Raw genomic sequence first — 12,825 nt, 5'->3', positions numbered from 1 at the left:
GCTCATCGTGAATGCTCCTGTGTAGTGCGTTGTGGGACAGCGACAGTGGTCAGGGGAATGAATGCGCCCTCTGCGCGTGGGACTTGCTGTTCCTCGGCGCCGGGGTATCGGGTCTGCAGCAGTCCGCGGCAGAAGTGCGCGTTGCCGTCGATCGACACGCGGGTGGCGCGGGCTCGCCGCATCACCATCGTCAGGTCCCCGGTGTGCGGGCGACCGGCGTGATCGACCAGAGCCGAGGCGGCCGGATCCGTGCGAAGTCCGAGTGCCTCACGGCGGCGGAGCAATGCGTTCGACGTTCGGTCGTCCGCAAGATCCCCGAGCACGACCGTCGACAGATCGTTCTCGGTCGCATGGGGATTCGCCCGCAACCATGCTTTGAGCGAGCGTTCCATCGCAGCTACGTACGCTTTGCGGCGGAACGTCGCTCGTAGCTCGTCGAGGTTCTCCTCGGCTTCGTGTCCGAAAGTGCCGCGGTAGCCGGCGTCGGCGGCAAGGCCGGCGTTGATCTTGTCCGAGTCGTGGTGATCGTCGAGTTCGACCAGCACTCGCTCGGTCCACGGCAATGCCGTCAGCACGTCCTTGGAGTCTCCCGCCATCAGATACGCGAAGTTCGGCGAACAGAACGACGTCGGCAGCCGGAGATGAACATGCACGACGCCGTCGTCGACCTCGAGGGATCGGACGAATCCGAGATCGGTGATGGGCTCGTCCAATTCGGGATCGAGGACGAGTCCGAGTGCGGCGAACGCCTCGTCGTGCCTCGACAGGGTTGCAACTACCGACACGTCACACCCCCGCGAGGTCGGCGCGTTCGGGTTGACGCGGTCCGGTCTCGGTCTCGTCGGCGTCGGGCAACTGCAGTTCGGCCGGGACCGGGATGTCGTAGAGCTTGGCGGCGTTGAGCCCGAGCACCTTTTTCTTCTGCTCGATGGTGATGGGCGCGTATTCGTCGAGGGACTCGTGGATCTGGAAGTCGACGAATCCTTCGACCAACCACTTGGGCGTCCACAGCGCGTAGTCGGAGGAGAAGAAGATGCGGTCCTCGCCCAGCCAGTACAGCAGCTCGCCCATGATCTGCCCGAAGTACTTCGGACGCGTGTGCATGAACGGAATGGCCACGGCAAGTCCGGCATACACGTTCGGTTCCTGGGTGGCGATCCAGCAGAAGTCTTCGAGGCGCGGCAGTCCGCAGTGCTCGACGACGAAGTTCAGGTCCGTGAAATCAGTGGCCACGTGGTCGACGTCCGCGACGTCGAACGCGTCGCGGTCGAGCGGACGAATGGTCGGCCCCTTGTGCACGTGAATGTTCTTGATGCCGACCTCGCGGCACACCTCGAGGTAACGCCGCGTCCAGTCGTCGTCGAGCTTGTAGCCGCGGGAGTCGCCGTGCCATTCGGCGGTGTAGAGCTTGACGCCTTTCAGCCCGAAGCGTTCTGCGTCGGCCCGCAGTTGGTCGAGGCCACGCTCGCCGTTACGCGGGTCGAAGTGGTGGTTGTAGGTCAGCTTGTCCGGGTGAGCTGCCGCGAGTGCAGAGGCCTCCTCGGTCTGGCCGAAGCCGGTCTTGTAGAACTCCCCGAGGTGAGCGGGCTGGAAGATGGCGTGATCGACGTATCCGATCTCGAACAGGTCGTGCATCAGCCGCTCGCCGCCCTGGTAGAGGTACTCGTCGTACGTCCACAGCTCGCTCTCGGGCGAAAGATTGCGGTGGTAGTCGTAGAAGCAGTCGATGAACTGCTTGCCGTGGATGTTGCGCTGGTTCTGCTCCCGCGCATCCCACAGGGCGATGTGGGCGTCGACGATGAAGTAGTTCTCGCCGTTTTTCGTGTACATGCGGTGGGCCTCCCGAATTGCAGTGCGTGACGTGGGTCACGTTGATCTGTGCACGACGGTAGGGCTGTGGGGCCGCCTCGAGGGCCCCGCGACGTCTCAATTCGAGACGATCGGCGGGGTGAGATTGCGACATGCGAATGTAACGTGGGTCACATGGCTGAACCGGAGGGTCTCGTGCGAGCCCGACTCCACTCCGAGCCCCTCGCTGCCGTCTCCCACCGCCTTCTGGCGTCGTGGCATCGCAGCCAGCGGTACGGGGTCTCGCTCGACGAGGTTGCTCCCGTCTTCTCCGGAACGTACGACGGCGAATCCCTGTTCTATCGCTGCGGCCGGGAGGTGCTCGACGGTCTGCGCGACACGCTGGCGAACGAGCCGGTATCGATGATGCTGACCGACGCCGACGGTCTCGTACTGGATCGCGTCAGCGCGGACCGCGAGTTGCTGGCCGCGCTCGATCGCGTGCACCTGGCACCCGGGTTCTCCTACGCCGAGGATCAGACCGGCACCAACGGACTCGCACTCGCGCTGGCGGATCGGGTACCTGCGGTGGTGAAGGCGGACGAACACTACTCGCTCTCGTTGGCCGGGTACACGTGTGCGGCCGCTCCCGTTCTCGATCCACTGACCGGCCGGGTGGAGGGGTGTGTGAATCTCACGACGTGGTCGCAGTCGTCGTCGGATCTGCTTCTGGCCCTTGCTCAATCGGCGGCCGGAAACACCTCGGCGATGATGCTCGCACGGTCGCAGGGTCAGCAGCCCAGGCCCGCACCGCGCGGTGAGGTCTTCCGAGTCGAGACCGCGCACAGCGGAGCAGGATCCGGCGTCGTCGACGACCTCTCGCCGGCCTGGCGCAGTGCACTGGGCTCGGCGACATCGGCGCTGGCCGATCACGGTTCGGTGCTGATGGTCGGCGAGGCGGGATCAGGACGAGCTACCGTCCTGGCCCGAGCGCTGCGGACATCTCGGCCCCGCGGCCGCATCCTCAGCGCCGGTGCGCCCGCTGCCCGTGACGTCGAGGCCTGGCTCGACCTGTGGACCCCCGAATTGCCGAAACCCGATACCGCCGTGGTCATCCGCGACGTCGACAGGCTGCCCGCCCGTGCGGCGGACACGTTGGCGGAACTGCTGCGTCGTGCAGGGGCAGGCGTGCCGGTGACCGTCACGGCATCGAACTACGACGACGTACCGCACGCACTCGCCGGATTGCTGCGCACAGTCGTCGAATTGCCTTCCCTGCGACATCGGCCCGACGACATCGCGCCGCTCGCCCTGCACCTCGCGGGCCGGGTACGCGGCCGGGTCGTCACGCTGACCACCGCCGCCGAGCGGGCGCTGCGGGAGTACGCCTGGCCGGGAAACGTCGCGGAACTGGCGACGGTCATGCATCGGGCCGCGATCCGCGCAGACGTCATCGGCATCGAACACCTGCCGCCGGAGGTGCTGTCGCACACCACCCATCGACTCACCCGCATCGAGACATTCGAGCGGGACGAGATGATTCGCGTGCTGTCGCAACCCGGCATCACGATGAACGACGCGGCCGAGGAACTCGGCATGAGCCGCGCGACCATCTACCGCAAGCGAGACCGATACGGCATCACGCTGCGTTCGTGATCGCCTACGCTCGATCTCATGGCCAGTAGCTCACCGTCGATCGAGTTGCCGGTCGGCGACCGCATCGTACGAATCTCCAACCCCGATCGGGTGTACTTCCCCGAGAGCGGTGCCACCAAGCTGGATTTGGTGAACTACTACCTGAGCGTCGGCGACGGCATCGTGCGGGCACTGAGGGAGCGGCCCTGCATGATGCACCGCTTCCCCAAGGGTCTCGCCGGAGACAAGGTGCACCAGAAGCGTGTGCCCAACGGAGCGCCGCCGTGGCTGGAGACGGTGCAGGTGACGTTTCCCCGCTACAACCGCACTGCCGACGAGCTGTGCGTGACCGAACTGGCTCACGTGGCCTGGGCAGTGCAGATGTCCACCGTCGAATTTCATCCGTGGAACAGCCGCCGCGCCGATGTCGAGATGCCCGACGAGTGGCGCATCGACCTCGACCCGATGCCCGACTGCCCCTTCGACCGAGTGCGACGCGTCGCCGGGGTCGTTCAGGAGGTGTTGGAAGACCTCGGTGCCGTCGGCTGGCCCAAGACCTCCGGCGGGCACGGGCTGCACATCTACGTGCGCATCGACCCGGCCTACGGATTCAAGGATCTACGAAGGGCAGCACTGGCTTTCGCGCGTGAGGTCGAGCGTCGCGCCCCCGAGGACGTGACGACGACGTGGTGGCGCAAGGACCGCGACCCGTCGAAACTGTTCGTGGACTACAACCAGAATGCCCGCGATCACACGATCGCCAGCGCGTATTCGGTGCGGGGGAATCAACAGGCGACGGTCTCGACGCCGATCTCCTGGGACGAGGTCGCGAGCGTGGATCCGCGCGAGTTCACGATGTTCACGGTGCCTGCCAGATTCGCCGAGCTGGGTGACCTGCACGCGGGCATCGACGACGCGGTGTTCGCGATCGACGAGTTACTCGAGTGGGCTGAGCGGGACGAGCATCAGGGCTTGGTCGAGCCTGCAGAAGACTGACTGCTCCGAACTCGCAGTTATGTACGGAAATCGGCGGAAATCCGTGCATAACTGCGAGTTCGGCAAGCAGTTCTAGTCGGTGCCGGACTCGATGGCGGCGTGGTCGAGTGCCGAGGAGTCGACGGAGCTGTCGGGGCCGCTTGCTGCGATGGCGTCGGCTCCGCCTGCGGGCAGTTCGCCGATCAGGTCGCCCCAGGCGGTGAGTTGATTCTGCGCGGCGTATTGCTCGAGTTTGCTGCGTGAATCGGCGATGTCGAGGTTGCGCATGGTGAGCTGACCGATGCGGTCGCCGGGGAAGAACGCCTGGCCCTGGCTGCGCTCCATCGACAGCTTCTCGGGGTGGTAGCTGAAGTTGCTGCCCTGGGTGTCGACGATGGTGAAGTCCTGGCCGCGGCGCAGTCGCAGTGTCACGCTGCCGCTGACGACGTTGCCGACCCACCGCTGCAGGCCCTCACGGAGCATCAGCGCCTGCGGATCGAACCAGCGTCCCTCGTACAGCAGGCGTCCGAGTCGACGGCCCTCGTTGTGGTAAGAGGCGACGGTGTCCTCGTTGTGGACGGCGTTGACGAGGCGTTCGTAGGTGATGTGCAGCAGCGCCATGCCGGGGGCCTCGTAGATGCCGCGACTCTTGGCTTCGATGATGCGGTTCTCGATCTGGTCGCTCATGCCGAGACCATGGCGACCGCCGATGGAGTTGGCCTCCATGACGAGGTCGACAGCGCTGTCGAAGGTCTTGCCGTTGATGCGGACCGGGCGGCCGCGCTCGAACTCGACGGTGACCTCTTCGGCGGCGATCTCCACCTCGGGGTCCCAGAACTTAACGCCCATGATGGGGTTGACGATCTCGAGCGAGGTGTCGAGGTATTCGAGACTCTTGGCCTCGTGGGTGGCACCCCAGATGTTGGCGTCGGTGGAGTACGCCTTCTCGGCGGAGTCGCGGTAGGGGAGCGTGCGCTGGCTGAGCCACTGCGACATCTCGTGCCGGCCGCCGAGCTCGGCGACGAATGCCTCGTCGAGCCAGGGCTTGTAGATACGCAGCTGCGGATTGGCGAGCAGGCCGTAGCGGTAGAACCGCTCGATGTCGTTGCCCTTGTACGTCGATCCGTCGCCCCAGATCGAGACGCCGTCTTCCTGCATGGCGCGGACCAGCATCGTGCCGGTGACCGCGCGGCCGAGCGGGGTGGTGTTGAAGTACGTCTGCAGCGACGAGCGGATATGGAATGCCCCGCAGGTCAGTGCAGCCAGGCCCTCCTCGACGAGAGGCTCGCGGCAGTCGATGAGCCGCGCTTGCTCGGCCCCGTAGGCCAGGCCGCGCTCGGGCACATCGGACAGATCCGGTTCGTCGTACTGACCGATGTCGGCGGTGTAGGCGTACGGCACTGCGCCGTGCTCGCGCATCCATGCCACGGCCACCGAGGTGTCGAGACCGCCGGAGAATGCAATGCCGATTCGTTCACCGACCGGGAGAGAGTTCAATACCTTCGTCACGGCAGCAGCCTAGTAGGGGTCGTTCCGCAGGCTCCACTCCCGGCCTAGTAGGGGTCGTTCCGCAGGCTCCACTCCCGGCCTAGTAGGGGTAGTTCCGCAGGCTCCACTCCCGGCCTAGTCGTCTTACTGATCCGGCCGATCGGCGAGCGACTCCACTGCACCCCGGACCGCATCGAGATGCACGGTCATGGCGCGGGCTGCCGCGTCGTATTCGCCGGATCTGATGCCGTCGACGATCGCGTCGTGTTCGACGTTGGATTGCTGCTGCCGATGTGCGACGAGGTTGAGGGTCTCGGACTGCCGGGTCAACGCATCCCGAATATCGACGATGATCGCCTCGAATACGCGGTTCTTGCTCGCTCGCGCGATCGCCGTGTGGAACTGCGCGTCCAGCAGTACCCAGGCCTCGTGGTCGTCCTCGGAGCGCATCTCGTCGGCCAGACCGGCGAGCACCGTCAACTCCTCGTCGGTACGACGCTCCGCGGCCCAGCCTGCAGCGGGAATCTCCACGTGAGGGCGGGCCTCCATGAGCTCGCGGGCCGCGTAGTTGCCGATGTCGAGGTCGTTTCCGACGCGGTCGCGAACGACGAAAGTGCCCAGGCCCGTTTTGGTTTCGGTCAGGCCGAGGGCATGGCAGGAACGCAGCGCCTCACGGATGACCGAGCGGCTGACGCTGTGCCGGGTGGCGAGCGCGGCCTCGGAAGGCAACTTCTGCCCTACGGGTAGATCACCCGACGCGATCGCCGAGCGGAGGTCGGCGAACACCGCCTCGGCTGCGCTCATTCGGGCATTCGTGGGCGCACTGACTGCCCAGCTGTCCGACAGGTTCATGACGCAATCCTAGCCTGGGGTTGACCGATGAGGTGTTCTGCGCCACACTCTACCTGTCAGACAGCCGGACAGCTGGACACCCCATCAAGGAGCGCAACCGTGGCCGATACCCGCATCGAGAAGGATCTTCTCGGCGAACGCGACATCCCGAAGACTGCGTACTGGGGGATCCACACCCTGCGCGCTCTCGAGAACTTCCCCATCACCGGGCGTCCGATCTCCACCAACGCGCACCTCGTTCGCGGACTCGCAGCGGTGAAGTGGGCGGCTGCGTCGGCCAATCAGGATCTCGGAATTCTCGACGCCACCCGCGGGGAAGCAATCCGCACGGCGTGCCAGGAAATTCTCGACGGCCAGTGGCACGAGGAGTTCGTCGTCGACGTCATCCAGGGTGGTGCGGGCACCTCGACCAACATGAACGCCAACGAGGTCATCGCCAACCGTGCGCTGGAGATCCTCGGGCACGCCCACGGCGACTACAGCATGTTGCACCCCAACGAGCACGTGAACGCGTCGCAGTCCACCAACGACGTGTATCCGACGTCGGTGAACATCGCGACCATCTTCGCGGTGCACGAGCTCATCGCCTCGATGAAGGTGTTGCGGGACTCGTTCGGCCGCAAAGCAAGCGAGTTCGCCACCGTCGTCAAGATGGGCCGCACGCAGCTGCAGGACGCGGTGCCGATGACTCTCGGTCAGGAGTTCGGCACCTACGCGATCATGATCGACGAGGACTGCTCGCGGCTCGAGGAAGCTGCACTGCTGGTGCACGAGATCAACCTCGGAGCCACCGCCATCGGCACCGGACTCAACGCCCCCGCCGGATACACCGAATCGGCTGTCGCACATCTGCGGACCATCACCGGTCTGCCGCTGGTGACGGCAACGGACCTGATCGAGGCAACGCAGGACGTCGGTCAGTTCGTCCACCTGTCCGGTGTGCTCAAGCGGGTTGCGGTGAAACTGTCGAAGATCTGCAACGATCTGCGGTTGCTGTCCTCCGGTCCGCGGGCGGGCTTCAACGAGATCAATCTGCCTCCGATGCAGGCGGGTTCGTCGATCATGCCCGGCAAGGTCAACCCCGTCATCCCCGAGGTGCTCAATCAGGTCGCCTACGAGGTGATCGGCCACGACGTCACGATCACGATGGCGGCCGAGGCAGGACAGTTGCAGCTCAACGCATTCGAGCCGATCATCGTCAAGTCCCTGTCCGACGGTATGGCGCATCTGAGTGCCGCGTGCCGCACCGTCGCGCATCGCTGTGTGGACGGCATCACCGCCAACGTCGATCTGCTGCGTGAGCGCGTCGAGAACTCCATCGGCCTGATCACCGCGCTGAGCCCGTATCTCGGATACGTGGAATCGACTGCGATTGCCCAGGAAGCGTTGGTCAGCGGGCGCAATGTGGTCGACCTCGTACTCGAGAAGGGGCTGCTGGCCCGGGACGAGCTCGATCGGCTCCTGAGTCCCGAGCACCTCGCCAACCTTCGAGTGGCGCCGGTCGAGCATGCAGATGCTCCCGAGACGTCGACGAGGTGACGCGATGAGCACCGAGAACAGGAGTGTCGATACCCGCAAGGCCTTCACCGAGGAAGACCCCGGTTATCGAAAAGAGCTGGCCCCACGTCAGATTCAGATGATCGCCATCGGCGGTGCCATCGGAACCGGGCTGTTCATGGGAGCCGGTGGCCGCCTCCGCGACGCAGGTCCGGCGCTGGTACTGGTGTATGCGCTGTGCGGATTCTTCGCCTTCCTGATCCTGCGCGCACTGGGCGAACTGGTGATGCACCGGCCGACCTCGGGCTCGTTCGTCTCGTACTCCCGCGAATTCTTCGGGGAGAAGGTCGCTTTCGCGGCCGGCTGGCTGTACTGGATGAACTGGGCGATGACGGCGGTCGTCGACGTGACGGCCGTGGCGTTGTACATGAACTTCTTCAAGAAGTACTGGGCACCGCTCGGCGACATCGACCAGTGGGTGTTCGCACTCGGGGGCCTGCTGCTCGTTCTCGGGCTGAACCTGGTGTCGGTGAAGGTGTTCGGTGAGCTCGAGTTCTGGTTCGCGCTCATCAAAGTCGTTGCACTGGTGACGTTCCTGTTGATCGGTACCTACTTCGTCATCTTCGGAACGCCCATCGACGGGCAGGAGCCGGGGTTGAGTGTGCTGACCGACAACGGCGGACTGATCCCCAACGGGCTGCTGCCTGCGATCGTGGTGATCCAGGGCGTGGTGTTCGCGTACGCCTCGATCGAGCTGGTCGGTACCGCTGCCGGCGAGACGCAGAACCCCGAGAAGGTCATTCCCAAGGCGATCAACACCGTCATCATCCGTATCGTCGTGTTCTACGTCGGCTCGGTGCTGCTGCTCTCGTTGTTGTTGCCGTACACCAGTTATCAGGCCGGTGAGAGTCCGTTCGTGACGTTCTTCGGAGCCATCGACGTCGAGGGTGCCGACGCGATCATGAACCTCGTGGTCCTCACTGCGGCACTGTCCTCGCTCAACGCCGGCCTCTACTCCACCGGACGCATCCTGCATTCGATGGCGATCGCCGGTTCGGCTCCCGCATTCGCTGCGCGGATGAACAAATCGGGTGTGCCGTACGGCGGAATCGCACTGACGTCGGTGGTGACGCTGCTCGGCGTCGTGCTCAACGCAGTGGTCCCGGCGCAGGCATTCGAGATCGTGCTCAACCTCGCCGCTCTCGGCATCATCAGCGCCTGGGCCGTCATCGTGGCGTGTCAGCTGAAGTTCTGGTCGCTGTCCAAGACCGGCGCGGTCACTCGACCTGCGTTCCGATTGTTCGGTGCCCCGTACACCGGATACGCAACGCTAGGCTTCTTGGCGTGTGTACTCATGCTGATGGCCTTCGACAAACCGGTCGGTACCTGGACGGTGGCGTCGATCCTGCTCATCGCGCCGATGCTCGTCGGTGGTTGGTTCCTGTGCCGCAAACGAATTCGAGAGGTGGCGGCGCGCAGTGAATAAGTTTGTCGCCCTGTTGACCACCGGCGGCACCATCGCCAGTAGTCGCGACGAGCACGGGGTTTCTCGTCCGGTCGCCGGTGTCGGGGTGGATGTCGACGGCGTCGCGGTGCGCGAGGTGATGTCGAAGGACAGCTCGGCCTTGGACTTCGCGGATCTCGACACCATTCGTACGGCGGTGGCGGACGCGCTCGCCGAGGACGGATGCGTCGGAGTGGTGGTGCTGCACGGGACGGACACCATGGAGGAGTCGGCGTTGTACGTCGATCTGTTCCACGACGACGAGCGTCCGGTGGTGTTCACCGGCGCGCAGCGCACTGCCGATCATGCCGATCCGGACGGCCCCGGCAACATTGCCGCGGCAGTGGCAGCAGCGCAGTCCGAGCGCGGTGTGCTGATCGCTTTCGGCGGGCGCTTGCTGCCCGCACGGGGTGCGATCAAGAAACACACCACCGAGCTCGACGCGTTCCGCTCAGCCGCATTGCCGCGACCGAAACCGTTGCCGTGGAAGCCCATTGCCGGGGTCCGCGTGGACATCGTTGCGTTGTATCCCGGTGCCGACGGCCTGCAGATCGATGCGTGCCGCCAGGCGGGGGCGTCGGGCATCGTGCTTCAGGCTCTCGGCTCGGGCAACACCAACGCCGCCGTGGTGCATGCGGTGAAAGAAGCAGTGGCGGCTGGGGTGCACGTGGTCGTCACGACGCGGGTGCCGTTCGGTGAGACCTCGCCGACGTACGGCGGCGGCGGGGGTGGACACGATCTGATCGATGCGGGTGCGGTGTTCTCCCGGGAACTGCGGGCGGGGCAGGCACGGATTCAGTTGGCGGCGCTCGTTGCCACCGGAGCGAGTGACGTGGCTGTCCACAATTCCTTCTCGTAGGCGGGAAACCGTGCGCGGAGGCGAACAGTGGACAACGGCGGCAGTGCCGTTCGAGCTACAGCTCCGACTCGCCCCAACTCTCGACGTGTAGTTCGTCGCCGACGGTCACCGTGCCGTTCTGCAGCACGGAGAATTTCGACCCGAAAGCGACACCCTTCTGTCGGCTGCGGCGGTAGTCACCCAGGGTGCGCAGCGGCTCGGGCCCGCTGCGCTCACCGGTTGTCTGCTCGACGGTGGTGACGGCGCACCGGATCGCCAGCTTGGTGTACGCGAGACGCGTGGATCCGATGGTCACTTCCCGCACCTCGTCTTCCCGATGCGGTTCGTCCCAGCCGTCGACGACGATATTGGGACGAAATCGATTCATCGGCAATGCGGCGTCGAGTCGGGAATTGAGCCCGGCGAGCGTGGCGGTCGAGAGAATGTGGACTGCCGCGCTGTCGGCGAATTGTGCTGAGCCGGGCGATATTCCGTCGGTGATCCGGCCGAGGTCGCGCGGCGCGGCGACGAGCCTCGACGGTTCTCCGATCACTTCGGTCAGCCAGCCCGCGACCTCGTCGCCCTGATCGATGCCCCGCATCGGCGTGCGGAACATGGTGATGTCACGCGACTCGGAATCGCGGTCGATGGCCACGGTCACCGAACCCATCGCTGCGTGGTCGAGCGTCAGCGACCCGTCCGTCACCGAGCATCGAACGACCGCGAGGCCGGGGTCGCTCCGTTGGCTGCGAAATGCGCCGTCGGCGTCGACGATCATGAATGCGCGATCGTGCTCGAGGCCGGTAGCGCTCACGTGGGCAGAATCCAACAATGCACCTGCGCATCCCTTGACTGGGTAGGTCAGCAGAGACGACACGCGCACTCGTCGAGGATACTGGGATCCATGACTCGTGCGCTGTTGGTTGTGGATGTGCAGAACGATTTCACCGAGGGTGGCGCGCTGGCGGTGGCCGGCGGGGCGGAGGTCGCGCGCAGGATCAGCGCGTACCTGGCGCGCCAGGGCGACGACTACGACCTCGTGGTGTCCTCGCGGGATTGGCACGACGCAGAGGGCGACAACGGCGGGCATTTCGCCACCGATGCCGCACCGGATTTCGTCACCACGTGGCCGGTGCATTGCGTGGCAGGCACGGTCGGTGCCGAGTACCACCCCGATTACGCGACCGGTTCGGTGGACGTGCACGTCTACAAGGGGCAGGGCAAGCCGTCGTACTCGGCGTTCGAGGGCGTCACCGAGGACGGGACACCCCTGGCCGAGATACTCGCTGCCAACGAGGTCACCGACATCGACGTCGTCGGGCTTGCGACCGACTACTGTGTGCTGGCCTCGGCCAAGGATGCCGTCGCCGAGAAATTCGACGTCCGCGTCCTCACCGACCTCGTCGCCGGGGTTGCTCCCGAGACCTCCGCGGCGGCCCTCGACGAGCTGAGAGCATCCGGCGCTTCGGTGGTCTAGGCCGACGCGACCACCGTCGTCAGCAGCACGGCCGCGTCTGTCATGGCTCGCAAGGAGTGCGGTGCTTCGGGGACGATCAAGAAATCTCCGGACATTCCGCACCACACATTGCTGCCGCTGACCAATTCGACCCGACCGGACAGGACATGCACGGTGGCCTCTCCTGGGTTGCTGTGCTCGGACAGTTCGGCACCGGCAGCGAGCGCGATCAGTGTTTGTCGGAGAGCGTGGTCGTGGCCCCCGTACACCGCCACCGCCGCCCGACGCGACGAGGCGGCGGTGGCCGTCGCGATCTGCGTGCCGACGAGTGCGTCGAGCGAAACCTTCTTCATTCGGTCACGGTGACGGGAGACCACAGGTCCGGCCCGAACACCTCGTAGGAGATGCGGTCCGGCGGTACGCCGCGCTGAAGGGCCGCGAGCCGGACGGCGCGCAGGAACGGCAACGGTCCGCAGCTGAGCACGTGGGTGTCCGCGGTGAAGGCGATCCGGTCGAAATCCATCAATCCGGTGAACGACGTCGAATCGTCCGCGTCGACGGTCTCGTACCAGGCTTGATCGACGACGTCGTCGAGTGCTTCGGCCGCGGTGGCGATCGCCTGTCGCAATGCATGGTCGGCGCGGCTGCGGTCGGCGTGGGCCAGTATCAGTGGTCGGCCGGGCTGAGTTCGAGCGAGATGCTCGACGAGCGGCAGCACCGTGGTGATTCCGGCACCGGCCGTGGCGATCAGCAGCGGTCCTTCGCCGGTAGGTACTCCGAAATCGCCTGCAG

General features: G+C 65.4%; 12 protein-coding genes and 1 pseudogene. 6 read left to right on the top strand and 7 right to left on the bottom strand.

Annotated features, from left to right (window positions below):
• Positions 1-2: 2 nt before the first annotated feature.
• Positions 3-785 carry an iron-sulfur cluster assembly protein gene (locus CH256_RS21195; protein ID WP_255183041.1) on the bottom strand — a complete coding sequence of 261 codons (783 nt, stop codon included), beginning with the start codon at positions 783-785 and terminating at the stop codon, positions 3-5.
• A 1-nt stretch (position 786) separates the two neighbouring features.
• Positions 787-1,830 (bottom strand): amidohydrolase family protein, encoded by a 1,044-nt coding sequence (locus tag CH256_RS21190; protein ID WP_068048183.1) that lies wholly within the window; start codon positions 1,828-1,830, stop codon positions 787-789.
• Positions 1,831-1,983: 153 nt separating this feature from the next.
• On the opposite strand from CH256_RS21190, the gene CH256_RS21185 reads away from it, so the two are divergent.
• Complete coding sequence (locus CH256_RS21185) at positions 1,984-3,444, top strand: helix-turn-helix domain-containing protein (RefSeq protein WP_094641434.1); 1,461 nt, start codon at positions 1,984-1,986, stop codon at positions 3,442-3,444.
• Positions 3,445-3,462: 18 nt separating this feature from the next.
• On the top strand, positions 3,463-4,419 hold the full coding sequence (gene ligD / locus CH256_RS21180) for a non-homologous end-joining DNA ligase (protein ID WP_094641014.1): 957 nt from the start codon (positions 3,463-3,465) through the stop codon (positions 4,417-4,419).
• A 72-nt stretch (positions 4,420-4,491) separates the two neighbouring features.
• Here ligD and argG read toward each other — a convergent pair whose 3' ends face one another.
• Both argG and CH256_RS21170 read right to left on the bottom strand, forming a co-directional pair.
• Positions 4,492-5,907 (bottom strand): argininosuccinate synthase, encoded by a 1,416-nt coding sequence (argG, locus tag CH256_RS21175; protein ID WP_068048189.1) that lies wholly within the window; start codon positions 5,905-5,907, stop codon positions 4,492-4,494.
• Between the two features lie 123 nt (positions 5,908-6,030).
• Positions 6,031-6,738 (bottom strand): FadR/GntR family transcriptional regulator, encoded by a 708-nt coding sequence (locus CH256_RS21170; RefSeq protein WP_068048192.1) that lies wholly within the window; start codon positions 6,736-6,738, stop codon positions 6,031-6,033.
• Between the two features lie 99 nt (positions 6,739-6,837).
• Between CH256_RS21170 and aspA the strand changes: the two genes are divergently transcribed.
• From aspA to CH256_RS21155, 3 genes are read left to right on the top strand one after another with little or no spacing between them, the layout of a single operon-like run.
• A complete protein-coding gene (gene aspA, locus CH256_RS21165; RefSeq protein ID WP_094641015.1) occupies positions 6,838-8,277 on the top strand; it encodes an aspartate ammonia-lyase in 1,440 nt (479 codons plus the stop codon).
• A gap of 4 nt (positions 8,278-8,281) precedes the next feature.
• Positions 8,282-9,721: an amino acid permease gene (locus tag CH256_RS21160; RefSeq protein ID WP_094641016.1), complete on the top strand. Its 1,440-nt coding sequence runs from the start codon at positions 8,282-8,284 to the stop codon at positions 9,719-9,721.
• Entirely contained in the window at positions 9,714-10,598 is an 885-nt protein-coding gene (locus tag CH256_RS21155; protein WP_094670531.1) for an asparaginase, read from the top strand. The genes CH256_RS21160 and CH256_RS21155 overlap by 8 nt, the downstream gene beginning before the upstream one ends.
• Positions 10,599-10,653: 55 nt before the next feature.
• Here the strand turns inward: CH256_RS21155 and CH256_RS21150 are convergent, their stop codons facing one another.
• Positions 10,654-11,460 (bottom strand): MOSC domain-containing protein, encoded by an 807-nt coding sequence (locus CH256_RS21150; RefSeq protein WP_094670530.1) that lies wholly within the window; start codon positions 11,458-11,460, stop codon positions 10,654-10,656.
• A 21-nt stretch (positions 11,461-11,481) separates the two neighbouring features.
• Here CH256_RS21150 and CH256_RS21145 point away from each other — a divergent pair, with 21 nt between their 5' ends.
• Positions 11,482-12,054, top strand: coding sequence for an isochorismatase family protein (locus CH256_RS21145; RefSeq protein WP_068048205.1), 573 nt, complete (start codon positions 11,482-11,484; stop codon positions 12,052-12,054).
• Here CH256_RS21145 and CH256_RS21140 read toward each other — a convergent pair.
• Entirely contained in the window at positions 12,051-12,386 is a 336-nt protein-coding gene (locus tag CH256_RS21140; RefSeq protein ID WP_094641020.1) for a cupin domain-containing protein, read from the bottom strand. The genes CH256_RS21145 and CH256_RS21140 overlap by 4 nt on opposite strands.
• A pseudogene (locus CH256_RS21135) lies at positions 12,383-12,825 on the bottom strand (hemin transporter); the annotation flags it as partial. The pseudogene CH256_RS21135 and the gene CH256_RS21140, both read right to left, overlap by 4 nt.

The organism is Rhodococcus sp. 05-2254-6 (assembly GCF_002258565.1).
Taxonomy (GTDB): Bacteria; Actinomycetota; Actinomycetes; order Mycobacteriales; family Mycobacteriaceae; genus Rhodococcoides.
This window is presented reverse-complemented; position numbering and strand designations above follow the sequence as displayed.